The 26,152-nt window shown below is 55.2% G+C and carries 19 protein-coding genes and 1 other RNA gene; 14 read left to right on the top strand and 6 right to left on the bottom strand.

The window, feature by feature from the left end:
• Positions 1-202 precede the first annotated feature (202 nt).
• From HMPREF9241_RS03590 to HMPREF9241_RS03600, 3 genes are read left to right on the top strand one after another with little or no spacing between them, the layout of a single operon-like run.
• On the top strand, positions 203-592 hold the full coding sequence (locus tag HMPREF9241_RS03590; RefSeq protein ID WP_006680916.1) for a GntR family transcriptional regulator: 390 nt from the start codon (positions 203-205) through the stop codon (positions 590-592).
• Positions 589-1,296: an ABC transporter ATP-binding protein gene (locus tag HMPREF9241_RS03595; protein ID WP_006680917.1), complete on the top strand. Its 708-nt coding sequence runs from the start codon at positions 589-591 to the stop codon at positions 1,294-1,296. Before HMPREF9241_RS03590 ends, HMPREF9241_RS03595 begins: the two co-directional genes overlap by 4 nt.
• Positions 1,296-2,108 carry a hypothetical protein gene (locus HMPREF9241_RS03600; RefSeq protein WP_006680918.1) on the top strand — a complete coding sequence of 271 codons (813 nt, stop codon included), beginning with the start codon at positions 1,296-1,298 and terminating at the stop codon, positions 2,106-2,108. Before HMPREF9241_RS03595 ends, HMPREF9241_RS03600 begins: the two co-directional genes overlap by 1 nt.
• A 427-nt stretch (positions 2,109-2,535) precedes the next feature.
• On the opposite strand, the gene cas2 is transcribed toward HMPREF9241_RS03600, so the two are convergent.
• From cas2 to HMPREF9241_RS03620, 4 genes are all read right to left on the bottom strand, one after another.
• Positions 2,536-2,856, bottom strand: a complete 321-nt coding sequence (gene cas2, locus HMPREF9241_RS03605; RefSeq protein WP_006680919.1) for a CRISPR-associated endonuclease Cas2 — start codon at positions 2,854-2,856, stop codon at positions 2,536-2,538.
• Positions 2,849-3,772 (bottom strand): type II CRISPR-associated endonuclease Cas1, encoded by a 924-nt coding sequence (gene cas1, locus HMPREF9241_RS03610; RefSeq protein WP_006680920.1) that lies wholly within the window; start codon positions 3,770-3,772, stop codon positions 2,849-2,851. Before cas1 ends, cas2 begins: the two co-directional genes overlap by 8 nt.
• A gap of 2 nt (positions 3,773-3,774) precedes the next feature.
• A complete protein-coding gene (gene cas9 / locus HMPREF9241_RS03615; RefSeq protein ID WP_040318530.1) occupies positions 3,775-7,077 on the bottom strand; it encodes a type II CRISPR RNA-guided endonuclease Cas9 in 3,303 nt (1,100 codons plus the stop codon).
• 271 nt (positions 7,078-7,348) lie between these two features.
• Positions 7,349-9,193, bottom strand: coding sequence for a DEAD/DEAH box helicase (locus HMPREF9241_RS03620; protein WP_131367614.1), 1,845 nt, complete (start codon positions 9,191-9,193; stop codon positions 7,349-7,351).
• 251 nt (positions 9,194-9,444) lie between these two features.
• Here HMPREF9241_RS03620 and HMPREF9241_RS03625 point away from each other — a divergent pair, with 251 nt between their 5' ends.
• On the top strand, positions 9,445-10,074 hold the full coding sequence (locus tag HMPREF9241_RS03625) for a ferritin-like fold-containing protein (RefSeq protein WP_006680923.1): 630 nt from the start codon (positions 9,445-9,447) through the stop codon (positions 10,072-10,074).
• 80 nt (positions 10,075-10,154) lie between these two features.
• Here the strand turns inward: HMPREF9241_RS03625 and HMPREF9241_RS03630 are convergent, their stop codons facing one another.
• Complete coding sequence (locus HMPREF9241_RS03630; protein WP_006680924.1) at positions 10,155-10,376, bottom strand: DUF3107 domain-containing protein; 222 nt, start codon at positions 10,374-10,376, stop codon at positions 10,155-10,157.
• A 94-nt stretch (positions 10,377-10,470) separates the two neighbouring features.
• Between HMPREF9241_RS03630 and HMPREF9241_RS03635 the strand changes: the two genes are divergently transcribed.
• Complete coding sequence (locus HMPREF9241_RS03635; RefSeq protein WP_006680925.1) at positions 10,471-13,620, top strand: PD-(D/E)XK nuclease family protein; 3,150 nt, start codon at positions 10,471-10,473, stop codon at positions 13,618-13,620.
• 3 nt (positions 13,621-13,623) lie between these two features.
• Positions 13,624-17,091: an ATP-dependent helicase gene (locus HMPREF9241_RS03640; RefSeq protein WP_006680926.1), complete on the top strand. Its 3,468-nt coding sequence runs from the start codon at positions 13,624-13,626 to the stop codon at positions 17,089-17,091.
• Positions 17,092-17,203: 112 nt separating this feature from the next.
• Here the strand turns inward: HMPREF9241_RS03640 and HMPREF9241_RS03645 are convergent, their stop codons facing one another.
• Entirely contained in the window at positions 17,204-18,793 is a 1,590-nt protein-coding gene (locus HMPREF9241_RS03645; protein ID WP_006680927.1) for a phosphotransferase, read from the bottom strand.
• 24 nt (positions 18,794-18,817) lie between these two features.
• Between HMPREF9241_RS03645 and HMPREF9241_RS09705 the strand changes: the two genes are divergently transcribed.
• From HMPREF9241_RS09705 to ssrA, 8 genes are all read left to right on the top strand, one after another.
• Entirely contained in the window at positions 18,818-18,943 is a 126-nt protein-coding gene (locus tag HMPREF9241_RS09705; protein WP_279378228.1) for a hypothetical protein, read from the top strand.
• A 70-nt stretch (positions 18,944-19,013) separates the two neighbouring features.
• Positions 19,014-20,375 carry an NADP-specific glutamate dehydrogenase gene (gdhA, locus tag HMPREF9241_RS03650; RefSeq protein WP_040318377.1) on the top strand — a complete coding sequence of 454 codons (1,362 nt, stop codon included), beginning with the start codon at positions 19,014-19,016 and terminating at the stop codon, positions 20,373-20,375.
• Between the two features lie 125 nt (positions 20,376-20,500).
• Positions 20,501-21,625, top strand: a complete 1,125-nt coding sequence (gene prfB / locus HMPREF9241_RS03655; protein WP_006680929.1) for a peptide chain release factor 2 — start codon at positions 20,501-20,503, stop codon at positions 21,623-21,625.
• Positions 21,626-21,877: 252 nt separating this feature from the next.
• Positions 21,878-22,567, top strand: a complete 690-nt coding sequence (gene ftsE, locus HMPREF9241_RS03660) for a cell division ATP-binding protein FtsE (protein WP_006680930.1) — start codon at positions 21,878-21,880, stop codon at positions 22,565-22,567.
• A 2-nt stretch (positions 22,568-22,569) separates the two neighbouring features.
• Positions 22,570-23,484: a permease-like cell division protein FtsX gene (gene ftsX, locus HMPREF9241_RS03665; protein WP_006680931.1), complete on the top strand. Its 915-nt coding sequence runs from the start codon at positions 22,570-22,572 to the stop codon at positions 23,482-23,484.
• A gap of 2 nt (positions 23,485-23,486) precedes the next feature.
• Entirely contained in the window at positions 23,487-24,755 is a 1,269-nt protein-coding gene (locus tag HMPREF9241_RS03670) for a peptidoglycan DD-metalloendopeptidase family protein (protein WP_006680932.1), read from the top strand.
• Between the two features lie 187 nt (positions 24,756-24,942).
• A complete protein-coding gene (gene smpB / locus HMPREF9241_RS03675; RefSeq protein WP_006680933.1) occupies positions 24,943-25,473 on the top strand; it encodes an SsrA-binding protein SmpB in 531 nt (176 codons plus the stop codon).
• A 227-nt stretch (positions 25,474-25,700) separates the two neighbouring features.
• Positions 25,701-26,077, top strand: a transfer-messenger RNA (tmRNA) gene (gene ssrA, locus HMPREF9241_RS09035).
• Positions 26,078-26,152: the final 75 nt, after the last annotated feature.

Genomic DNA, 26,152 nt, shown 5'->3' on the forward strand with positions numbered 1-26,152 from the left:
TTGTCGGTCGTGTACGTGGCTCCTGCTGTCGGGTTTGGTCGTGTGAGGCGCTGTTATCTCTGCTGAGAGCCTGATTTCGTTGCCTCGTATACCGAACGAGTAGGGCACCCACCCTCCGCGTCTGTATTAAGCGCTTGACACAGTGCCTCGCGGACTGTCATAGTATTACTGTATTAATACAGTGATACAGGAAGGAGGGGGTGTGAGTATCGACGATTCTCGACCAATTTGGGTCCAGCTAGTTGAAACGTTTCGGATCAATATCGTGTCCGGAACCTGGCCGCCGTCCTCGAAGATTCCTAGTGTCCGCGAACTCGCACTACAAGCGGGAGTTAATCCGAACACGATCCAGCGCGCCCTCGGCGAATTAGATCGTCAGGGACTGACCGAAGCTGAACGTGCGCAGGGGCGTTTCGTCACCGCGGACCAACACGTGATCGATGTGACCAGGGCAGAGCTCGCCCTCGATGCAACTCGGGATCACATCACTACTGTCACGCAACTCGGGCTGAGTCTCGATCGGGCGCAGGAGTTGCTTGCTGAACAGTGGACCGACATCGAACGCACAATACGCGAAGGTGATGCGCAATGACATCAACACATGCAGTTGTTCAGGTGGAAAACCTGACGAAAACCTATGCGGGTGGCGCGACTGCCCTGCAAGGTGTGAATTTTGAGCTCAAGCCGGGCACAATTACCGGCTTGGTCGGCGAAAACGGTTGTGGTAAAACGACGCTACTGAAGATCATGGCGGGCGTTCTTTCCGATTGGGACGGGACTGTCCTGATCGAAGGTGAGAAGCCAGGAGCCACCACGAAGGCACACGTCGCATTCCTTCCCGCTTCGGATTTCTTGGATCCGATGTGGGATGCGAATAAAGCGATTGACGTGTACTCGCGTTTCTATTCGGATTTCTCGGCTGAGAAGGCGCGTGAAGGAATCGACTACTTCGGATTGCAAGCGGATCAGCAGCTGAAGTCCATGTCGAAGGGCATGGGGGAGAAACTGCAGATTGCTCTGCTGATGGCACGCAGTGCTGAGCTGTACCTGTTGGACGAGCCTCTGTCGGGTGTGGATCCAGCGGTGCGTGACACGATCATGCAGGGGATTCTGCGCGACTTTAACCCAGATTCGGCGATGGTGATTTCCACTCATTTGATTGCTGACGTGGAGCAGATTCTGGATGACGTCATCATGATGCGAGCGGGTACGGTGCTTGTTCACGCGAATGTGGACGATCTGCGAGCCGACCATGGCATGTCGCTGGAGGGTATTTTCAAGAAGGAGTACCGCTGATGTTTGGTACGTTGTTCGGGTATGAATTGCGTGAGAACGCAAAGCGGGTTGCACAAACGTTAGGCATCCTGCAGGTCATGTGCCTTGTTGCCTTCGTGGCAGTCGCTGTTGATTTCCCCGTGTTTTCAGGCTTTTCTAGTAGCTTTGCTCTGCTTGTGGCTCCGATGATGCCGGTTGCTGTTCTACTTGTTCTGGCTCAGGAGTATTGGAAGAGTATGCATGGTCAGATGGCGTACTTTACGCATTTGCTGCCGGTTCGTGGCCGTGATCTTTTCTGGTCGAAAGTGCTGGTTGCCTTGGTGTATGCGTTAGTGGCGATCGTGCTAACCCTGGTGAACTGGGGTGTGCTGGCTCTACTGAAGGCTCACAAGGCGGAGCTGAGCGTGCAGGAGTTCTGGCATCGCACCGCTGTTATTTGGGATCTTCCGAGCTGGATTGTCTGGTTCGCTGTGGTGGCTGTTGTAGTGCAGTTGGTGACGATTGTTCTTGAGGTCGCTGCTGGAATGAGCTTGAGTGCTCGCGAGCGTTGGCAGAAGCATGGCTTTGGAGCTGCGATAGTGGGTTTCGTGATCCTCTATCTGGCGAATCAGGTGGTGTCCTTTGTTGCGATGGCGTTCTTCCCGCTGATGATGGATGTCAACACGGGCGAGTTACGTTTCGGCTTTTGGGTCACGGACCTGGTGAACGCGCTGTTAGCTGATACGGATCCGCAGTTTGTCGGCATTGGTGCGCCCGTAGGGGCGGTGTTGCTGGCAATCGGTGTCGCATGGTGGGGTGTGCGTTCGATTGAGTGCCACACGTCGGTGCGTTAGTTTCGGTTTTCGACTGTCGGGCTTCGTCATAATCGACGAGGTCTCGCACAGACCTTGGGGGTAGGGCGCAAATGCGCCCTGCCCCCAAGACGTATTGCATTTAAGTGTGCTTCCAGCTCTGATGTTGTTTTTCTGAACTGAAATTATTATTTGGGGAATCGGTTGCCAGAACTCTTGATATTCTTTACTTTTCGCGGTCTGGCACCGTGTTCCCGCTGGGAATCAGTTACCAGAACTCTTGATATTCTTTTCAAGCAGGTTCACGCTCAACACCAACGGCTGGGAATCAGTTACCAGAACTCTTGATATTCTTTCAGGTGATGGTGGGGAGTGATGGGCTGTGCTGGGAATCAGTTACCAGAACTCTTGATATTCTTTAGAGGCTCTGGTTTTCCGCAGAATAGCGCGGAAAAGTGCCTTTGAGGTGTCAGAAAATCATCAATTGTTCTGGCGCCTCATCTGCTACTTGCTCACGTGCGTTCTCAAAACAGTAAGCAGACGACCACTGGCGATCGGTCACGGCAAGCACCCGAACCTTCCCTCCCGTTGGCAAGGATCCCTTAATCGCTTTGATCGTCGTCATATCGATTCCGCCAGTCGGCCAATACTTTACGTACACACTGAACTGAACCATCGAAAAACCGCGATCAAGCAAGAATTTTCGAAAACGTGTTGCCTCACGACGCTGCGGAGCCGTTAAAACAGGCAAATCAAACATCGCAACACACCACATCGGAGAATCAGGCATTCTTGAGATCCGTATTCAACGCTGATGGCCCCTGCCACGAAGGAACCGGGAGTTTTTCAATATCTCCTTCGACATAACGCCCATACTGTTGGGCGAGATCTAATAAGACACGTGGAACACTTCCAGCATCATTGAACGTCTGCATTGCAGCAGCAACCAAGCGTTTCTTCACACTTCGATCCGAAGGAGTAGCATCTGCCGGAAGGAACATCGCAATCTCATCAATACAGGGTCGAAATGGTTCAATCAGATCATCAACAAGGTTGAACATATTTGAACGCCCTCGATGGAAAACCCCATTCGCAGGTCCAAGACCAGCGGCAAGAACCGCTCGGATTCCATGGCCCCGTAGGATCGTATATCCATAATCGAGGCAGGAATTGGGGCCAAATAGTGCGCCGATTCCTGGTGTTCGTTTTCCGAGAGTGTCTGAAAACTTGCTCCAATAGATGCGCGCTGCTTGCCCTTCAAGATTGCTAGGGTCACCCGAACGAACTTGGCCAGCGATATGTTCTAATTCTTGCGCTCCAGGCCTATTGAGATTTCGCAGAACTGCTGCCTGCCCTTGAATCTTTGCGCGAACAATACGTCCCCAAGCATTTTTCCTACGAGGCAGACTCAATTCGAGCTGTGCTTTGTGGCGTGCTCCAACACGAGTGTGCTCTGACCATGAAAAGGCTCCAGATTCTGGAACTCCGCGCCAGTCGCAGAACAACACAGCGATATCTTTGTCCGTTAACCGATGGAGTACAGCTGCAGAAAACGACACCTTCATTCCGATGAGAACAACGGCAACATCGGCAACGGATACTCGTTGGCTCACGCCATCAGAATTAACGACAACAATGGCGCCGTCGTCTGAGTGGATCTTCCCTTCAAAAGAGGTGAAGTCGAGTACCCGCCACTGGCTGCTCATCCCTACTGCAACTTACTCGAAAGGGGAAGGGAACGGTGTGAAACTACTCGTGGTTTTCCATGCGTATCACGTCGATACAGAACAACATTCCCAATCTTCAGAAGTTTATCAATAGCAGGCCACCAGCCTGGCCCTTTTACGATTTTAACGATGTCATCTGGAACATCGTCAGCTAAGCCTTCGCTTGCAATGAGCAGTGGTTTCAAACGGAGTTGAGTCTTAGTTGGGAACCCAGTAACCTCCCACCTCGTTGCCTGCGGGTAGGTTTCATTGAAGGTTTCGATCTGGCCTGTCGTGAATCCAGACAGATCAATCTTCAACTCGTCCCCGACAACTAGCCAGCCAATCTGCTCAGCTGTTCCATGAGCGAGGGCCTCCCTCAACTTCGGAACTGCCGTGCGTACGCTGATCGTGTTTGCAGGAAGTTCAACAGTCAATAGATTCTCTTTCTGGAAGCGCACCAGATCGCACTGATAGACACGCAACATCGCATACGTTGTCTTCTTACCCGAGATGCGGAAGATGCGAGCGTGATGGATCCCAGCTCCGATCTCGCAATAGCCTCCACGAATAGCCAAACAAGCGGCTGCAGTCGGGAAAAACTCCACGGTTTCGTTCGGGCCCAAACGCTTGTCGTGAAGACGAATAGTGCGCGAAGGATTCGCTGGCAAACCTTCCTTTGGATCGAAGTCCGGATCTCGTGTCAGTGCTGTCCACAAAGCAGGAGTCGAGGCGCGGTCAATCAGCTCCACTGGCATCGCATCGCTGACAATACGCTTATCGGATGCTTCAAAAGGCTGCACAATCGCCTTGTGCACCGCACTAGAGCCAAGGCGAAGACGTTTGTTCTGACAGATCGGAATACGATCTTCTGCCAAGAAAACATTGAACAACTCAGAGGCACGAAGCATTTCCTCGCACCAGTGTTCCCAACGTTTCCGTGCGGTATCACTGCCGCCTGTAAAGGACTTCCAGGTTTCCTGTTCACCTAGTACCCGCTGGGATTCGCGCATATTCATGCGTAGTGCAATAGTCTGGGCAATCCCGGGCTCCATCAACGCAATCGTTAATGCATCCATCGCATGATGGCGCCGGTCCAAACGCGTTTTACCCTTTCCGCCGATCAGATTAACTCGGCTTTCAAACCCAGATGCGCGACGTCCCTCTGCAGTCACAGCACCACGGAACACACGAACCGTCACGTCGTTTTCTGCTGAACGGTAGAACCCCTCAATGCGATGACGCAGTTCGTTCGCCATCCAAGCGACAGATTCCAGCGATCGACCATCGATCTCCGCATCAGCATGCTTCGTTGTCAGACGCAGACGAATCGCCTTCCTGAACTCGTTCATCTGACGACCATTCATGCCGGGTTCAATCCTCATATCACTGACGCGCTTGTACGCTTCCTTAACGCTGACTCCTGGTCGTTCAGTCTTTTCAGCCCAGACAGCAAAGGGAAGATTCGATTTCTGGTGATTGCACGCTCGGCAAACAGCAGCAAAGTTTTCACGAGTGTTTGTTGATGCAGCACCTTTTCTAGGAACAATATGATCCATCTCAGCATCGGTATACGTAATCGGCATGCCACAATACAGGCATTGACAATTCTGTCGTTGTAGAGCCAAATAACGCGTCAGCTCTGACCTACGAGGCTTTCCACCAATATCGAGACGCTCACGCATTTCAGCGAAGAGTTTCTCGTTGCGAATACGGCGCGTTTGCAAAGAACGCTGGTATTCGCGTGAAGCCTTTTCGCTACCGAGAGCATCTCGGACATGCTCAATGTTGACCGATTCTGGAGTTCCCCACTGGTTTGTTGCAGCACTAATCCAACGCGCAACCTGCTTTAAAACACGATCAACGGCAGGGTTTCCAACAGGCTGTCCAATCGGCTCGGCTGGGGGAGTCCACGAATCATCCACCCCGAAGGCAATCTTACGAGCAGAGTGCAGATCGCACCCTTCGGACAGCATCGTATTGGTCAGTTTTTCCAACGAATCAACAGAGTAGGCTGCACGACCACCAGGCAATTCAACTTTATCTAGAGCCTCTAGCTCTTCATCAGTGAAATCAGACAGGAACTCGCGCACGTCGTCATCAGCAAGCGACCCCTCGTCATCAGAACCCACGTTGGAGAGAGCGTTCACCATGGCACAGCGGTGATCGTAATCAGCATCTTTCCACCATGCGGAGAGTTTCTTCAGCTTTCCATTGAGAATCTTCTGCGATGTGACATCAAAAGGCGGCCGTGTACTGGGAGCAATCCCATCGAACCCCTCGGTGGCTGTTCCTTTCAGATGTGAGCGCGGAATCTCAAGATTATCGGCGACCTCTTCCCATGTCGGAGCCTCAGTGAGACCTGCCTGATTCAGGAAATCAACAACAATCTCCGTCTCTTCGGAGGTTAGTGCACGAAGCCCTGTCCCTTCTTTGATACGTAGATTTTGGACGATGCTGACGATACGGAACTGCTGGAACGCAGGATGAGCTTTCTCTGCACGAAGCCCGTGCGCTCCCGGTAAAACATCTTTACCGACACGCTTAGCTGCGCTCCCCTTCGGCGATTCAGCCGCGAAAACAAAGCCAATGATCTTCTTCAGGAGATCATTATCAAGCCCCTGAACGGTAGCAATACGCCGAAGCTCATTCGCGTTATCAGACTGCATGAGCTTGCCACCCAAGATTCCCTCAGGGCCACGCAACTTACCTGTTTCAAACACATCAAGATAGACAGAGATGAGCTGCGCAGGAGTCTGATCAGCTGTTAAGGAAATACCTGTCTTTTCAGAAACCCGTTGAGCAAGAGCCTTCAACTGCTCGGAAGGATCCGCCTGAATGTGAAGAGACGAAATACGAGCATAGGGGCTACGCCATCCACGATGGCGTGCCATATGGCGGAGCGCAATCGACAGTAGCTTGCCTTGTTCTGCTTCGTCGTCAATGTGCTCCGTTGCAAGATGTGCACGAATTCGCCACGGAGAACGTGCGTCAGTAATAGTTGCGAGATCGACCAGTGGCCAGCCACATTCTTCAATGAAGGCATCAAGCTCTTGTAGGCGCTTCTTGCGACGACGGATGAGTCGACGCGTTCGTCTTGCTACCCCAGCTTCTGCCAAGCGAGTCGTCGCAGTGTCATTTCCACCAGGATCAATACCTGAATCGTGCTTATGCACCATTGAGTTCAAAAGCTGAATCGGCATACCCGATTCATCGACCTCAACCGCACAAAAACCAATGGAGTGTGTGCCTACGTCAATGCCAACACGGTAACGAAGTTGCTGAGAAGCGTCCTTGTCATTCATGCCTTTCATAGTGACATAGACCATGTAGAAATGAAATTGCATTCGCGTCTTATTCGGGCATTAGCCCGGCATTAGCCCTCTTATCAGCGAAAACAGGGGAACAAAAAGACCGGGCCACTCGAAAGAGTGACCCGGTGGAGCATTCAACGCCGCTAACGAGTCGGCGCTTACTGGGAATCAGTTAAGTGTCACTATACACGCGCAAGCTTCTCAATGGGAGCGTTTGACTAAACCCAATGCTCAAGAAAGATGAGAGGCACGAACGAATGCCTTACTCGGCGCTGCCACCCTTGTCCTTACGACGGCGCACACGCTGACGCCGAGCCTTCGGCGCTGAGCCCTCAGTGCGCGGAGCCTGCGTGTGGTTGCCACGACCGCGCCCCTTCGTTCCACGGTCAGAACGACCCTGCTGGCCCGCATGGAACTCGCGATCCCCGTCCTTTGAACGGCGATTACGTTCCGGTGAGTGCGAGCGACCCCTCGAACCGGATCCACCCTTGCTACCTCCGCGCCCCGAACCGGAGCGAGCACCCGAACGGCCTAAGCGGCCTCGTGAACCGTGAACGCCACGCGGTGAAGAACCACCCAAGTCCTCTAGGACCTCGGCGTTCAAGCCCGCAAGCTTACGCTGGGCGCGTGGCAGGCGACCCGTGGTTTCCGGTGCAATATCAAGGTCGGTGAACAGGTGGTCAGAGGTGTGGTAGGTCTCCAGCGGTTCTGGAACCCCCAAGCCCAACGCCTTCGAAATCAATGACCAACGTGGCGTATCATCCCAGTCCACGAACGTGACCGCGACGCCCGAATGTCCTGCGCGACCGGTACGGCCAATACGGTGGATATAAATCTTCTCGTCTTCGGGGCACTGGTAGTTAATGACGTGGGTGACGTCGTCAACGTCGATGCCTCGTGCAGCAACGTCGGTGGCAACGAGCACGTCCACCTTGCCATTACGGAAAGCACGCAGAGCCTGCTCACGAGCACCCTGACCCAAGTCACCGTGCAACGAACCAACTGCGAAACCACGCTCCGTCAGATCCTCGCCAAGGCGGGCAGCAGTGCGCTTCGTGCGACAGAAAATGATCGAACGGCCACGGCCCTCAGACTGGAGGATTCGCGCGACAACCTCGACCTTATCCATTGCGTGAACACGGTAAATCACCTGCTTGACGGAGTTCACGGTCTGGTTCTGATCCTCGGGATCTTGAGCGCGAATGTGCGTCGGCTGTTCCATGAACTTACGAGCCAAAGCCACAACCGGGCCGGGCATGGTTGCCGAGAACAGCATCGTGTGGCGGTTCGCGGGAGTGCGTGCAAGCAACGTCTCAACGTCGGGCAGGAAGCCCAGGTCGAGCATCTCGTCGGCCTCATCCAAAACGACCGTCTCGGCACCGTTCAGATGCAGAACACCCTTTCGGAGCAGGTCAATCAGACGACCGGGCGTGCCCACAACAATGTCCGCGCCCTTTTTCAACGCCTCGATCTGAGGTTCGAACGCGACACCACCGTAAATTTCCACGATGCGTGTCGACAGGTAGGCGGCAGCCTCGCGCAGGTCAGTGGCCACCTGCTTCGTCAGCTCGCGTGTCGGCAGGATGATCAGAGCCTGAGGCATGTTCGGGTTCAGCAATTCGTCATAGCCCTCTTCATCAGGAGCAATAACGTCTTCCAGAACCGGAATACCGAAACCGAGCGTCTTGCCCGTACCCGTCTTCGCCTGACCAATAATGTCGTGGCGATCAAGAGCCGGCGGAAGCGTCAGCGCCTGAATGGGGAACGGGTGCGTGATTCCCTTATCTTCCAGCGCGTCAACGATCGGGTCGGTCACGCCAAAATCAGCGAAGGACTTGTGCTCAAGATCCTCGTCGCCCGTGTCCACAACGTCCGGCGTTGCTTCGGGTTCAACAGCGACCGGAACAATAGTGCCTAGGCGGACAACGCCTGCGGAGTATTCAACGGTTTTCGGCTTGCTTGCCTCCTGCACGTCAGCTACTTGAGTGAATGCGGTGGCCTCGTCATTTTTTTCAACGGGCACATCGGTGCCCTGGGTATTCGTGGAAGTCACGATCTGCCTTCTCTCCCGGAAACGCCGGGGTGGGGGTAGCAGCCGATCGCGCATTATCGAGGCGCCAAGCGCGCGCAAAAACGTGGTATTCAAAGCGACCGGTCAGCTATGGTCACTCCCATTGTACGTTGGCATCTCAGTTTTCAGCCCGAGGATATGGTCACACTACATTCACGAGGCCACCCCGACCGCCCGGGTGCGCACGTTCAGTATGCGCACGGGGTGGGGAAAGTGCGCAGGTTGCGTGGACATCCGTCTTCGCGATTGAGATATCGGGGGAGTGCAGACGAGGCTAGGCTGAGAACATGGCTACTGAAAACGGTGCGGTTGAAGCCGCAGATATTGAAGTAATCGGTCTGCTCGCGTTCACGGCACTCGCCGCAATGACGCGACTGTCAAAGGACGGCGATCAAGCGCCGACCATCGAAGCCCATATCGAGCATGCGCGTATGTCCGCACGGGCTTTTGAACTCTTCACCCAGCTTGAAGCCTGGTGTACGAACCGTGACATCGACCTGCCTGCAGCAGCTGGGCAGTACAACGGTCTCTACGACGATCTGGATGCTCGCACACGCCCGACAACATGGTTCGAACGCTCAGTGAAAACCTACGTGACCATGGGAATCATCTCTGACCTGCTCGGCGAAATCGCTAGCCGGCACGAACTCTTCATCGAAGAAGCCGGAAACTGGGATGTCACGCAGGGGGAGTGGGTTCGTGACAATATCGCTCCGCTGATCTCCGCAGACGAGCAACTCGGCGCCCGCCTGTCCTTGTGGGCGCGACGCGTCGCAGGTGAAGCATTCGCTCTAGTGCGCGCAACACTGTTTACGCACCCCGCCCTTGGCCAAGACCCCGACACTGTTGATGCGATCGTCGCATTCGTCACCAAGCGTCACGGTGAACGTATGGAGCAGATTCATCTGAAGGCCTAACAGCGTCAACTCTCAGCCTGACACACCTGAACGCTCTTCTGCGAGCTGCGGAAGAGCGTTCAGTGTATGAAGACCGGGCTTCAGATCATGAAGCCAACGCGCCGCTTGGGCTCGTCGGCAATCTGCACGAAAGTCAGCGCGTGTCCGGGCACAAGATAACGAGCGCCCTCGGCGTCCGTCAGATCCAGAAGAGAGTCGCCTGTGAGCGCTTGAGCGACCTTTGCAGTCAGCTCATCAGCGGTCAGATCCAACTCAAGATGCAGTTCACGAGTGCTTTCGCGAACGCCGACGATGATATTCATACCCACTCCTTCACTCAATGAGTGATCTGTTTTTCGAACCTGACTTTAATGCTATGCACATTGGTTTCTACATGCCTCCTGAGATGATTACCCTATGAGCGAAATAAACGTACAGATTGCTACGCGCCCGCATGGATGGGCGGATATTCCGCCGCTGAATCATGCTCAGAAACAGGCATGCGATTCAGCGGAAATGCATTCTCTTATCGTTCGTGGTGCGCCAGGTTCGGGGCGGTCGACATGTGCGTTAGAAGTCTTCCGCCGTGCAATTGAAAAAGGCGAAGATGCCGTCATCATTGTTCCTGACCGCGTTCGTGCGCAGATCATGACCCCTCGGGCTCAGTTTTTTGCTCCCCGTACTCTTCGACCTGTTCGTACCCTGTCAGCTTTCGCGTATCGGATTGTGAATCAGTGGCGCGTTGAACGTCAAGAACCCCTGGGTGGCATTGAGCTTGTCACCGGCGCAATGCAGGATCAGCTGATCCAAGATCTACTGGAATCAGCTGATATTGAATGGCCGGACTCAATCTCGCAGGAAATGCGCGGAATGTCTGCTTTCCGCGATGAACTCAGGGATCTGTTTTCGCGCGCGGGTGAAGCCGGAATGGACGGTATCGCGCTCAGTCGCGCCGGTCACGACTTTGATAAACCCCAGTGGATCGCAGCCGGTGAACTGCTCCGACGCTACCTTGAACAACCTCAATTCGCTCTTGAGTATCAGGGCACACTGGCGGTTGACATTTCTCGTATCCAAGCCCTGGCAGCAGATGTTCTTGGACAGTGGCAGGACAAAGCTGCTTCTCTGGGTATCACGGGCGAACGGCCACTTCCTGACCTCGTCATCGTCGACGACCTGCAGGACTGTACGGCATCCACTATCACTCTGCTCGCCCAACTGCATCAGCTGGGTAGTCGTATTGTCGCTTTTGCTGACTCAGATGTTGCCGTCGCTACGTACCGTGGTGGTGAGCCCCATTTGGATGGTCGCCTTGAAAAGACGCTCCATCTGAATTCTCATGAGCTGGGTGACGTGTACACAACCGCGCCCGTTCTGCGTGAACGCTACAAGGTGATCGCCCAGGGCATTGCGCATTCGGACAACAATCCTCGGCGTCAATGCGGGGTTGCTCCGCAGGCTCAGAAGCTCGACGGCAAGGTAATCACCCACGTTGGTGGCTCATACGCGCAGCTTGGTGCACACGTATCGCATGCCCTGCGTGCCCACTTCTTGCACGACAAGATTGCTTGGAAAGATCAGGTCGTCATCGTCAGATCAGAGGCCCTCGCTGAAGAAACTCGTCGCTATTTACGTCGCGGTGGAATCCCGGTTACCTCGCACTCTACTGCCTTCGATTTCCGGAGTATTGCAACAACTCGCATTCTTCTTGAGCTGATGAATTCTCACCCGCAGGCGCGTGGCGATGAATGTGCAGAGGCTCTTATTCATTCGCCACTGATCCAATGCGATGGGATGAAACTCTATTCGCTTCTTCAACGGGTCAGCGCATGGATGGGTGCAAGCATCCAGGATGCTCCGCTGGTTACGGCTTCCACGTTGATGAGCCAGCCGGATCTTTTGACGAACCAGGAAATCGGTTTTGTACCGCCGGAATTGCAACGCGCGGCGCAGATGTGGGGCATTTCAACGGATCAAGAACAGCGTCCACGCCAACTTCTATGGATGCTGTGGGATGCGGCAAATGTTGGTGACGACTGGAAAGAGCGCGCTCTAGCTAATGATCAGGACTCATCGTGGTACGACGACCAGCTGGACGCTGTTCTCTCCCTGATGCGCGTGGCTGACGTCTGGGAGCAACGTAACCCTGATGGGAACGCCCGCGATTTCGCAAAAGAACTGCTTGATCACACTGTCCCCGTCGATACGATCAGTCGCGTTGCAGTACGGCCTGACGGTGTCCGTGTGATTACTCCGGCACAAGCGATGGGTCGCCATTGGAGCGTAGTCGTCCTCATAGGGTTGCAAGACGGTGTGTGGCCAAATACGCGCCTGCGCACACGCGCGATGCGTGGTGACCTGCTGGCGGATGTTGCTTTAGGTAGGACAGGTGACGGCGCGAATGGGCGTGTTCTTCTCGATGAACCTCAGGTGGCGCGCAGAGCTGTCCTTGATGACGAACGTCGTCTGCTGGCAGCCGCAGTTTCTCGATGTTCAACATATCTGCATCTTGGTGTTGTCGTCGCTGAAGACTATGCGCCTTCACGCTTTTACGCGATTCTTGTGAATCCTGAAGGCCAAGAGGGCGGTGACATAGCAGTTCCGACTCCGGCACCTGCTCCTTTGAACCTCGAAGGTCAGATCGCTGAACTCCGTCGTGCTGCATCTGCGCCCGATGAAAGCGAAGACGAATCGACGGCAGCATCTCTTCTTGCTCTTTTGGCTCGAGAAGGCATTTCCTCGGCGGACCCCGATGAATGGACTGGTGAAGGTCCGCTGACTTCCCAGCAACGCATTGCCTCTCAACGCGTTGTTCTTTCTCCGTCGCGTATCGAAGCGATGATGGATTGTCCTCTTCGCTGGTTCTTCTCGTCTATCGGTGCGCAGCCTCGTGCCACGAATGCTCAATCAGTTGGGCAAATAGTCCACGAGCTTGCTGAAGTCTTCCCTCGCGGGAGCACAGAAGAACTCCAATCCCACCTGCTCCAGGAGCTAGAAAGAATCGATATCGATATGCAGACCTGGGGCGGAATTGAGTTTAAAGATGCCGCCCTCGACAAGGTTGAGCATCTTGCTGAATACCTCGCGCAATGTCCGCACGACATTGAGATTGCTACCGAACGGGCGATCGAAGTCGACATGGATGGCGTCACGATCCGTGGACGCCTGGATCGCCTTGAGGTTGACCCCGATGGTCGCGTTCACATTGTTGACTTTAAAACAGGAAAAGTTGCGACCAAACAAGAAGCAAAAGATCACGCTCAGCTGGCGATCTATCAGATTGCTCTCGCTCAGATGATCGCAAACGGTGCAGACCTAGGGCTTGACCGTCAGGCCAGTGAAGTCAACGGTGCCAAGCTGGTCTTTCTGGCAAAGAAACTGCAAGAGCGCACGCAAAGCGTTCTTGACGAAGACGAAAAATGCGCCTGGCATGCCGTTATTCAAAGCGCAGGAGAAATCGCGCGTGGCATTCGCTTGCAGGCGAAACCAGATAATACGAAGTGCTCACGGTGCGTGTTTGCGCGCTCATGTCCTGCACAAGACAGCGGTCGAAGGACGGTGGACTGAACAATGACACAGCATGTCTATAGCGCTGAAGAGATCCAGCGACTGATTAACCCCAAAATCCATCCGACCCCAGAGCAAATTAAAGTCATCGAATCACCTCTACACCCGCTGCTGGTCGTTGCTGGCGCGGGTTCGGGCAAAACGGAAACGATGGCAATGCGCGTTCTCTGGGCGGTTGCCAACGAACCGGACATCACAGCGTCGCGTGTTCTGGGCCTGACTTTCACAAAGAAAGCCGCAGGTGAACTGAAAGATCGTCTACGTTCACGATTGAAGAAACTCAGCATTGGCATCGGAGCTTCCGAAAAGGAAAAGATCAGCAACGATGATGATTCTTCTGCGAAAACAAAGATGATCGACCCGCATGAAGAACCGACATCAATGACCTACAACGCCTTCGCGGGGCAGATTGTCAGCGAACACGGTTTACGGATCGGCTTGAATCCTGACGTCACAATGCTCAGCCAAGCTGGTTCGGTTCAGCTGATGACAGACATCATGACGAATTGGCCGAAACGCCTCGATGAGAACATCACGATTTCGTCTGCGGTCACGACGGCGTTGAGCCTCAACGGACAGTTGGGGGAGCATGGACTCAGCATCGAACAAGCTCGCGAACAGTTGGGACAATTCGGAGCGGAACTCACCGAGGTCGGCGATTCTAACGAAGACGCACGTAAGGTGCAGGCGCGTAACCAGCTTCGTATCGCCCTCCTTGATCCCATTGCCCAGTTCCAACGCCGTAAGCGTGAACTCGGAGTCATGGATTTTTCGGACCAGCTGATCCTGGCCACTCGAATCGTGAATACCGTGCCCGATGTTGTTCAACAGATTCGTAAAGAATATGGGCTTGTTCTGCTCGATGAATTCCAGGACACCTCTGTCATCCAGATGGAACTCCTGTCAACGCTCTTCAAAGACCAGGCGGTGACTGCCGTCGGCGACCCGAACCAAGCAATCTACGGCTGGAGAGGTGCTTCGGCATCCTCGCTAGAATCATTCATGGAACGTTTCTGTTCTGAAGAACCCAAGCCGGAACAGACTCTGACGCTATCAACCGCGTGGCGTAACGATCGTCAGATCCTTGTATGCGCCAACGAAGTGGCAAAACCGCTTCGCTCACATTCGCATGCTGCAACGTCTCCGGTCCTCGTCGAATCTACATTGGCAACTGAAGGCGATGTTGAAATTGCCTATGAAGCTGATCGCGATGCTCAGATCGCGCACGTTGTTGACTACGTGCAACGCCTTCGCAATACCCATCGGAGTGAGTGGAAGATCGGCATTCTCTGTCGCAAGAAGAGCCACTTTCTTCCCATTGACCGCGCACTTCGCGAGCATGGCATTCCCACCCAAGTTCTCGGGCTCGGCGGACTGCTGGAACAACCGGTTGTTGCTGACCTGCGTGCAGCCCTCGAGATTACGAACTCAGTAGATGCATCTCCTGCCCTGTTGAGACTCCTTGTTCGTGAAGATATCGGAGCGTCCGACCTGCGTTTGCTGGGGCAGTGGGCAAGCCGTCTGAACCGTAAGAGCAGAGGAACTCCGTATGAGGGCGTGCTTCTGTCAGCCGTTGATTCTCCTCCGGAAGTGGGATGGACGTCTACGAATCGTCAAGCGGGATCGTCACAATCCGATTCCGTTGCAGAGAGTGCCAACGATGCTCCTCAAGAATCGGATGCGCAGACGGAGGCGCTTGATGGTCCATCGTTCTCTGAAGGTGGATATCGTCGCGTTCTTCGCCTCGGAGAGCGCCTGCGAAAACTACGCTCGTTGCGTGGGCATGGGCTGGTTGAACTCGCAGAACGAGCAAGCCAGATCATGGGGATCCTCGATGATGCGATCGCCGACCCGCTGGGTTCAGGTGCTAGGGAATCGCTCGATGCCTTTATCGACCAGATTGCAGAATACGAATCAAGCGTTGATAACCCCACTCTTGCTGGTCTTGTCGAATGGCTGAACGTTGCAGAAAGCGATCCGGCAGGGCTCAAAGGCGTTGACGTTCAACCGGACCCGTCCGCAGTGCAGATCCTGACAGTGCACGGATCCAAAGGCCTGGAATGGGATAGCGTCATTGTCTTTGGAATGTCCGATACAATTTTCCCCTCGCACCGTAGCAAGAGCGTGTATTGGCGGGACGAGCCTCCAGCCCAAACCGGCTGGGTCATGGCTCCTGAAGAACTCCCGCATCCGTTGCGAGGTGACTATGGCGACCTCCCACCTTTCACCATTGATGTTTCTAACGGACGCACCCCATCCGCAGGATTCTCAAAGTGGTTAAAGACCGTGTATGGGCCGGAACTTGGTGCACACGTAGAAAGGGAAGAACGTCGTCTGGCATACGTGGCAATGACACGAGCACGCCACACGCAACTCCTCATCGGCTCGTGGCTGGATGAGAGCAAAACCCTACGAAACCCTTCCCGCTACCTCATGGCATCACGGCATGCGATGATCGAAGACTTCGAACAGACCTTGGCGACAGGGCAAGTCGTGTGGGCAAACGGAAACGTGGATGTCAAAGACGGCAACGAGTTGCAGGAACTTCAAAAACGAATCGACGGCTTAAACGACGTCATTCCCGAAGCTCCAACATCGGAGTCGTTTGCGCAAGACAGTGAGGAAGACACCATCTACTTCCCCTTCGAAATTGGTCCATCACGTCAAGCGGTTGCCAAAGGAGCCCAGCGCGTGCGACAAGCTCAAGCAGAGCTGAAAACGGACGCCGACGTCTTCGAACTGCTCGACGCCTTGGGTGAATCTCAGCGCGTTAAAGACGTGACAGCGCTCATTGAGGAACATCGACTTGCATCAAGCAAAGAAACCATGGTGATCCGCCAGGATCATATTCCGGCAACCTCGGTTTCAAAGATGCTCGAAGACATCGACGCGTTTGCTCTGGATATGCGCAGACCCATGCCCGCTCAACCCAGCGACAGCGCAACGCTTGGAACGATTTTCCACGCGTGGGTTGAACGACAACTGCATCTTGCCAGCCCAGAAGAACGCGATGAGCCCGTTGCTGGGATCGAGACCCTTGATGATCACGAACGCGCCCGATTGCGACACATGCAGGACAACTTCGTCGAGCTTCCCATCGTCAAAACGGGCACACCGATCGCCATCGAAGAAGCATTCAGCGTCAAGGTCGCTGATATTTCAGTCAATGGCAGGATCGACGCTGTCTTCGAAGATAAACACGGTAAAACAATCATCGTCGACTGGAAGACGGGGCGGGCTCCACACAGGAACACGAAGAAGGAAACACTGCGTTACTACGCGACTCAGCTCCGCCTCTACCGGCTGGCCTGGTCGCAACTCACCGGGCTCGCGGAAGAATCAATCACTCCGATGCTTGCCTTCGTGGACGCTAACACAACTGTTTCCCTTGATGATCTGGTGAAACTAGGTGGTGCAGGCCTCGAAGAAAGCCTAGAAGACGAAGTGAAAAGGACCTTGAAGCGGGCCTAGGCGCAAAATACAGTTCGTGCCCACACGACAGTTCGTGCCCACACGGACACCGCGTGGGCACGAACAAATGCGCCAAATATGCTTCGCCGGAACTTGCTTCAGTCTCTGGCCATTACTCCTGATCCAAGAAGTGCAGGCGCTCAGTCGGAGCCTCGTTCACATCGGTAGAAGCGCGTAAGACGGACGAAGGCGAGGGAACCGAAGACGTGGAAGCCGAATCGGATTCTGACTGAGAACCGGACTGTTGCGGATCGTCATTATCTGCGCGGTCATCATCTACGCGCTTATTGGCATCGTCGTAGTCCGCAAGCAACGTTTCAACGTCGTGCCCGTGACGCCCATGACGCCCAAACCTGGTGAAAAGTGATGCTGGCAAACCAAATCGTGTTGCAAGACTCGCCTTTTCTTCGGGCGCGTCCTGATCACAATCAGCATCGACTTCGGAGTAAGAGTCATCGTCGGCACAACGATCCGGGGCTGCGTAGTCGTCCGAATCCGAGTAATCGTCAGAATCTGAAAGATTGGCGGCGCCGAGGCGGCCTGCTACGACGTTGAAATCAATGACCTCAGTCTTCTGGTTCGCAAGCTCTGCGCCAGCAAAGGAGGACGTGGAGAAAGCTGGTGCCCGGCGCGAAGAAGAAGCAGAATCGGAGGCAGAGGAGACGGAAGGCGACGGCACGGAAGCAGAAGATGCAGGCGATGGGGCGGAAGGTGCGGTAGTGCCAGAATCAGAAGCCTGAGAATCCTGTGTCTGAGCAACATGCGCATGCGGGCGTTCAACGATTTGCGCGTCCCCCAGATCTGTTGAAAGCTCACTGAGCATGTGGCGCGCGTCAGAAATGATGCTTCGGTCTTCCGCGTGCAAGCCGTGAACCAGCCAGCGCACAATAGCAAGCTCAGACAACAGTTGCGCACGAGTAAATAACTGCAGATCAGCAACCGTTCGTTCCTGAGAATATGCGGCGCGAAAACGCTCCAAGAAAGCATCCGATGCAGACGCAAGAACCCACGCGATGTCCTGAGCGGGATCGCCGACGTGCGCAGAAGTGAAGCCAGTCATCGCGCGAACAATGCCCGCTTCGACGATGACGGAATTGCCTTGAATATCGCCGTGGATCGGGGCTGCGGGGAAGCGCCACAATGACAGATCCTCAAGGGCTGCTTCCCAACGGTTCCAGAGGTTCGCGGGAATCAGGACCTGAGACGCTACCTCGTCAAGCATCGCCAGATGGCGTTCGCGACATTCAGAGACGGAGTATGCGGGCAGGTTAATGCCGGTGTAAATGACCGGAGGAAGGTTGTGAAGTGCTGCAAGGGCTTTACCGAGCGAAGCGGGAAGAAGGTTCGGATTGTCGAAGTCGTCGTCGCTCATCGGGTGCCCGCCAAGGTCTTGGTGGACGATGACACGATCACCTTCAGGGGTCAGGGTTGTGCCGTGGATTCGCGGGACGTCGAAGGGGATTTTCTTCGCGTCTTTTGCTTTCGCCAGCCGGGTGAGGACGCCTGACTGAGCGTCCAAATCGAGTCCGCCGACGCTGGAGTGCGGGCAGGTGACGGTCCATTTATTGCCGGCTGAATCGATGATGCCGGTGACGGAAAGAACCTCGTCGGCAAATTGTGGTTCGCGCAGACCCGCAACGGAAAGTCCGGGGACAGCGGCGGTCGCTAGGGCAGCAAGTTCAAGCGGAGTTTTTGGGCGCATCACAGTTTAACGGTACATGGGTGTGTGCCTGAAGCGATGGTGCGGCTTGCGCTTCGTCAGGTTTTTGTGGTCGACGAGGCCGGCCTCGCCGATGATTTGGCTGAATACCGTAGTGAGTGGCCGGTTCGGGAAGAGGTTCAAAGTATGTGATCTTTCTTGAAGGGGTCAATATGTGGAAAGGGATGGTCAAGTATGTGTAATACGTGCCCATAATTAGGGCATGAGCACACTTGATATGAATCGTTTGTCCGACACTCTTCGACCTGTTTACGAGGCCGTTGTTGCCCGCGACCCGGGTCAGCCCGAATTCCACCAGGCCGTCTACGAGGTCCTGCTGACGATTGCTCCGCTTGCCGAACGCAAGCCTGAATACGCTGACCTTGAGATCTTTAAGCGCGTTGTCGAACCGGAACGCCAGATCATGTTCCGTGTCCCTTGGATGGACGACAACGGCAAGATCCAGGTGAACCGTGGCTACCGCGTTGAGTTCAACTCCGCGATCGGCCCGTACAAGGGCGGTCTGCGCTTCCACCCGTCCGTCAACCTGTCGATCATTAAGTTCCTTGGCTTCGAACAGATCTTCAAGAACTCCCTGACCGGCCTGCCAATTGGTGGTGGCAAAGGTGGCTCCGACTTCGACCCGAAGGGTAAGTCCGATGCTGAGGTCATGCGTTTCTGCCAGTCCTTCATGACTGAGCTCTACCGCCACATCGGTCCCGACACCGACGTTCCCGCAGGTGACATCGGTGTTGGTGGCCGCGAGATCGGCTACCTCTTCGGCCAGTACAAGCGCATCACCAACCGTTACGATGCGGGTGTCCTGACGGGCAAGGGGCTGAACTGGGGCGGTTCCTTCGCGCGTACCGAAGCAACCGGCTACGGCTTGGTCTACTTTGCCGAGGAAATGCTGAAGTCGAAGGGCACCTCGTTCGACGGCAAGAAGGTCGTCGTTTCCGGCTCCGGGAACGTTGCCATCTACGCGACTGAAAAGGCTCAGCAGCTGGGCGCGACTGTCATCGCCGTCTCGGACTCCTCCGGCTACGTGGTGGATGAGGCTGGCATCGACGTTGCACTTTTGAAGGACATCAAGGAAGTTCAACGAGGCCGCGTTTCCGACTATGCCAGCGAGCGTTCGTCGGCGCGATTTGTTTCGGGCGGTTCCATCTGGGATCTGCCGTGTGATGTCGCTCTGCCGTGTGCAACTCAGAACGAACTCCCCGTTGAGGCCGCGAACACCCTGATTAAGAGCGGCGTCCAGCTGGTCGCCGAGGGCGCAAACATGCCGACCACCCCGGAAGCGATTGAAGCCCTGCAGTCCGCGGGTGTTGCCTACGCTCCCGGCAAGGCGTCGAACGCGGGTGGTGTTGCCACCTCCGCTCTGGAAATGCAACAGAACTCGGGTCGTACGCAGTGGACGTTCGAGGAAACCGACGCGAAGCTTCATCAGATCATGGTGAACATCCACGCAAACTCGGTTGCAACTGCTGAAGAATACGGTGTGGCCGGAGACTATGTTGCTGGCGCAAACCTTGCAGGCTTCCTGAAGGTTGCTGACTCGATGGTTGATTTTGGTCTGATCTGATTAGCCGTATTGTGAGCATCTGAACGCTTCAAACCCTGCCTGGTGGCGGTGTGTAGGTTGAACCTCATACCGCTACTGGGCGGTGGTGTATCTACCAGATGCTCTGAATCGACTAGTGTAGTGGCGTGGCTACAGAATTTTCAGAAGAGATCCAGAACCTGCGTACGACTATGGAGAACGTCCTCGCGGTCGTCCAACCCGATAAGCTCCGTAGCCAAATTGAAGACCTCGAGAAGCAGGCAACGGCCCCCGATTTGTGGGATGACCCGTCACACGCCCAGGAAGTGACCTCGGCCCTCAGCCATCGTCAAAGCGAACTCGATCGCGTGACCAAGATGGTGGATCGCATCGATGATCTTGAAGCCATGGTTGAAATGGCAGGTGAAGATCCTGAAGAATCCGCAGAGATCCTGGAAGAAGCCGACGGAGATCTTGTCACGTTGAAGGCCGATATCTCCGACCTTGAAATTCGTACCCTGCTTGATGGTGAGTACGACGAGCGCAATGCTGTCATCACGATCCGCTCCGGCGCAGGTGGTGTTGATGCCGCTGACTTCGCAGAGATTCTGCTTCGTATGTACCTGCGTTGGGCAGAACGCCACGGCTACCCGACCAAGGTGATGGATACGTCTTATGCCGAAGAAGCTGGCTTGAAGTCGGCAACCTTCGAAGTCCAGGCTCCCTACGCCTACGGCACCCTCTCGGTTGAAGCAGGCACTCACCGTCTGGTCCGAATCAGCCCCTTCGACAATCAGGGGCGTCGCCAGACCTCCTTCGCGGCAGTCGAAGTTATCCCGCTGATCGAATCCACCGACCATATCGAAATTCCGGAAAACGAACTGAAGATCGACGTCTTCCGCTCGTCCGGTCCCGGTGGTCAGTCCGTGAACACGACCGACTCCGCTGTTCGTATGACGCACATTCCAACCGGCATTGTCGTGTCGATGCAGGACGAAAAGTCGCAGATTCAGAACCGGGCGGCCGCTCTTCGAGTCCTCCAATCCCGACTTCTTGTTCTTCGTCATGAAGAAGAACAGGCGAAGAAGAAGGAACTCGCCGGTGATGTGAAGGCATCGTGGGGTGACCAGATGCGTTCCTACGTTCTCCAGCCCTACACGATGGTGAAAGACCTTCGTACCCAGTTCGAATCCGGTAGCCCGCAGAACGTTTTCGATGGCGACATTGACGGCTTCATTAACGCAGGCATCCGCTGGCGCAAGAACCAAGCGAACGAACAGGCAGAGGCCTGACCTGATCCGATCCCGAGTCAGGGAAAAGAAGCGAACGCTGGTCGGCCTCGTCGATCACGGTCGACATACTGCACTGAAGCGTAAGCTCGCGCCACGGCGAAGCAGCTGGCTAGAAAACGCTGAAAGTATCGCCCTCGTCACCTTTTTAACAGGTGGCGGGGACGGAACTGAATCCGGCGCGTGTCGCTTCAGCCCGCGTTAGAAAACCTTGCCTAGTCTGATTGAGACCATAACCTTCAATTGGACGGCCTAATGATTCGATTTGATGACGTAACCATGGTGTACACCGCAGGTGCGAAGCCTGCGCTCGACCATGTGTCTTTGGAAGTTGAACGGGGAGAATTCGTATTCCTTGTCGGTAAGTCCGGCTCGGGCAAATCCACCTTCCTTCAGCTTGTGATGCGCGAAATTAAAGCAACCTCCGGTCACGTGTGGGTCCTCGGCAAAGAGGTCTCCAAGCTCCGTAACTGGGCGGTGCCAGGACTTCGCCGTCAAGTCGGAACCGTCTTCCAGGATTTCCGCTTGCTCCCATCAAAGACCGTGTACGAAAACGTCGCGCTCGCAATGCAGGTGATTGGTAAGCCGAAGCACGCTATTAAGACCGCCGTCCCAGAAGCACTGGCGTTGGTCGATCTGGCAGGTAAGGAAAACCGCCTGCCCCACGAACTCTCCGGTGGTGAAGAACAGCGCGTCGCAATCGCACGCGCAATGGTGAACCGTCCCGAACTGCTACTGGCGGATGAGCCCACCGGTAACCTCGACCCCGATACCTCGCTTGGCATCATGCGTCTTCTGGATCGTATTAACCGCCAGGGGACCACGGTTGTCATGGCAACCCACGACGCCGACATCGTGAACCAGATGCGCAAGCGCGTCATCGAGCTACAAGGCGGTCACGTCATCCGAGACCAGTCGCGTGGCGTCTACGGGGCGGTGAACTAACCATGAAGCTTCGTTTTATTCTCTCTGAAGTCGGCAAGGGACTGGCGCGCAACCGTGCAATGTCCGTCGCCGTCATCATCGTCACCTACGTTTCCCTCCTATTCGTCGGTGTTGCTGGCCTATCGCAGATGCAGGTCATGCAGATGAAATCGCAGTGGTACGACAAGATTGAGGTCTCGATCTACATGTGCGCCACCGACGATGCAACGCCGTCCTGTAACGCAACGGAAGCAACCGAGGCTCAGATCAGCGCCGTTCGTGACAAGCTCAATTCCGCGGAAATGTCGCAGTACGTGAAGAACGTATACGAAGAATCCAAGGAAGAAGCGTACGAAAACTACTTGAAGCTCTACGGTGATTCCACGATCAGCGAATGGACAACGGTAGACATGATGCCCGTTTCCTTCCGCGTGAAGCTCGTTGACCCCGAGCAGTACTCAATCATCAAGGAAGAATTCTCCGGTGCTGCCGGTGTTTCCCAGGTGAAAGACCAGCGCGAAATTATCGAGCCGCTGTTCAACGTCATTGACGCTGCGCGCCTGATGGCCCTCGGCCTGGGTGGTGTCATGATTATCGCCGCCATCCTGCTGATTTCGACCACGATCCGCCTGTCGGCAATGAGTCGCGAGACGGAAACACAAATTATGCGTTACGTCGGTGCCTCGAACCTGTTCATCCAAGCACCCTTCATGATCGAAGGTGCGCTTGCCGCAATCGCCGGCGCAATCCTGGCAGTGGGAACACTGTTCGCCGGCGTTCACTTCCTTGTCCAAGGCTGGTTGGCTCCGTCATTCAGCTGGACCAGCTTTATCGGCGCCACCCAAGTGTGGATTATGACGCCGATCCTTATCCTCGCAGCGGTTGCGTTGGCACTGATCGCGTCCGCAGTTTCCTTGGCTAAATACACGAAGGTCTGATCATGAAGAAGTCGATTCGTCTTCACGTTCCTGTTGCAGTTGCATGGAGCGCATCGATTGGTGCGCTGTGCATGTACAGCTTTATTCCCGCGAATGCTGACGAGCGAGATGATGCTGTGAGCAAACAGGATGCCGCGGCTCAGCAAGTTTCTAATCTCAAGACTGAGATTGAGGGTATTGATGCGACACTCTCGCAGCTCTTCTACGACCTTGAAGCAGCAAACGCGCAGATTCCTGCTGCTCAGAAAGCACTGGAGGCCACTCAGGCGAAGCGCGATGCTGCGAATCGTGAACACGAAGTCGCAATGGGACAACTTCAGGTCGCTCAAGCGAAGAAAGCTGAGATTGACGAAGAGGTCCACGCTTCCTCGTCACGCCAAGAGGAAGCCAACAAGGCGATCGGTAACTTGGCTCGCTCCATGTACCAGGACGGCACTAGTTCTGCAGTCCTGCTTGCCCTGACGAAGAGTGGAACCGAGTCAATTGACGATCGAGCATCAGCAGCTGACGCCATGGCCCGTTCTCAAGCCCAAGCGCTCAACGCTGCGATGGAAATGAAAGCGACCCAACGTAGCCAAGCAAGTCGCCAGCAAGCAATCTCTGACCGCGTGGCAGCACTTGAAGCTCAAGCTCAGAAGGCCCTTGATGACGCTGCGGCGGCAGAAGCTGAAGCCCAAGCGGGCGTTGACGCCCTAGAAAAAGCTAAAGCTGACGCCCAAGTGAAGCAAGCGGAGTGGGACTCCAAGAAGTCCGAAGTGAACCAACAGCTGGCTCAGGCACAGGCTGACTATGATGCTCAGACCGCGAAGATTCAAGAGATCGATGCGACTAACAGGGCTGCGAACAGGATCTACTCGTCGGCGAATGCGAGCGGTTTCCATAACCCGGTTCAAGACAGCTCGATGATTATTACGTCGCCCTTCGGCTGGCGTATGCACCCTGTGCTCGGCTATCAGAAGTACCACTCGGGCGTTGACCTCGCTGCGCAGTGCGGTGAGCCCGTCTACGCGATGACATCCGGCGTTGTTCTGGATGTTTCAAGCAGTATCTCTGCCGGCAACTACGTGGACGTGAACCACGGAATGCTCGGCGGTAACTCCGTGATCACCGAATACCTGCACATGCAACGCATCTATGTTTCGCCCGGACAGTCGGTTAGTGCCGGAACAGTGCTTGGCGAGGTCGGCATGACCGGCTATGCCACCGGTTGCCACCTGCACTTCGGTGTTCTGCAGAACGGCGTGAACGTTGACCCGATGGGGTACTTGTAAGCCAATGCGACTCGCTGATCTGATGATTGGCTGAGTCAGAAGGCGGGGACAAGCTCAGCTTGTCCCCGCCTTCCATTGATACTGGCATTTTACGAGGCGTGAGCAAGACCCCTGCCCGCGGAGGCGTTAGAATTAACGCCTTGAGTGGCGGGGCGTGGCCTCGTCAATCAAAGAAAGGAGGTGCACGATGCCGAAAGACTGGAAGAAGCCGAAGCTGACCGAAGGCGAGAAGCGCAAAGCTGCATCGGACGCGAAGAAGACGATCGCGCGGAACAAGAAGGCGCGCCACGACTATCTGATCGAAGATACGTGGGAAGCCGGTCTTGTCCTGTCGGGTACCGAAGTGAAAGCTCTGCGGATGGGGCGCGCGTCGCTGATCGACTCGTGGGTTGAGGTCAAAGACGGCGAAGCATGGCTGTACGGCGCGAACATTCCGATGTACGCGCAGGGCTCCTGGAACAATCATGCGCCAACGCGGAAGCGTAAGCTGCTACTGCACGCCTCAGAAATTGAGCGGATCGGCCAGAAGGTGCAGGCCAAGGGCTACACGGTCGTCCCACTGGAGCTCTACTTCATCGGCGGTCGCGCCAAAGTTGAGATCGCGCTGGCCAAAGGCAAGCAGGAATGGGACAAGCGCCAGTCTTTGCGCGAGGCGCAGGATAAGCGTGAAGCTGAACGCGCGATGCGCGCCTACACGAAGCGACCGAACTACAAGTAGCGTACAGGTAGCGGGTGCCAGCTTCGTGCGTGGTGCGCTTTCTGCTGAAACCTTGCGTTTGCTGGCATTACGCTAGCTGGCATTGCGCTAGCTGTTGAAACTTCGCGTAAGCGGGGTTATTCTTGGATGTCTGGCAGAACGGTTGGAAACGGTTCTTCGATGAGTTTGAGGATTTCGTTGAAGAGCCAACCTGGCAGTCTGTTTGCCGGTGAGTGAAGAACTCAATAGGGGATGATCGGTTTCGACGGCGGTCGTCGATCGAGGGGAAGCGGGCCGAGAATGTGCGCTCAACTCGTTAACGCTGCGTGCAAACCAATAGGTGCCGAACAGAACCGCACCGACTACGTTCTCGCCGCCTGATATCGCCGCGTGAACCTTTAGTCCGTCAGCCCAGGTGGTGCCCTCAGCCTGGTGTCTGGCGTCATTCAGGGGGCCACTGGGTGCGCGCCATGTCGGTGGGCGCGCTCCGACACTTCATCGACTGAGCTTCGCTGACAGCAGGCCTGCATGACGTCACAAGCTAAGAAATCAATAGCAGGATGCGCCCGGAGAAGACCTCGGGGCCGGCCGTCGGACGGGGGTTCGATTCCCCCCATCTCCACGTTTACCCCGCTACCTCGTTGAGGTGGCGGGGTTTTTGTTGGAATGGCGGGGTTTCTCGCACTTCTTAAAATGACTG

The organism is Schaalia turicensis ACS-279-V-Col4 (assembly GCF_000296505.1).
Classification (GTDB): domain Bacteria; phylum Actinomycetota; class Actinomycetes; order Actinomycetales; family Actinomycetaceae; genus Pauljensenia; species Pauljensenia turicensis_A.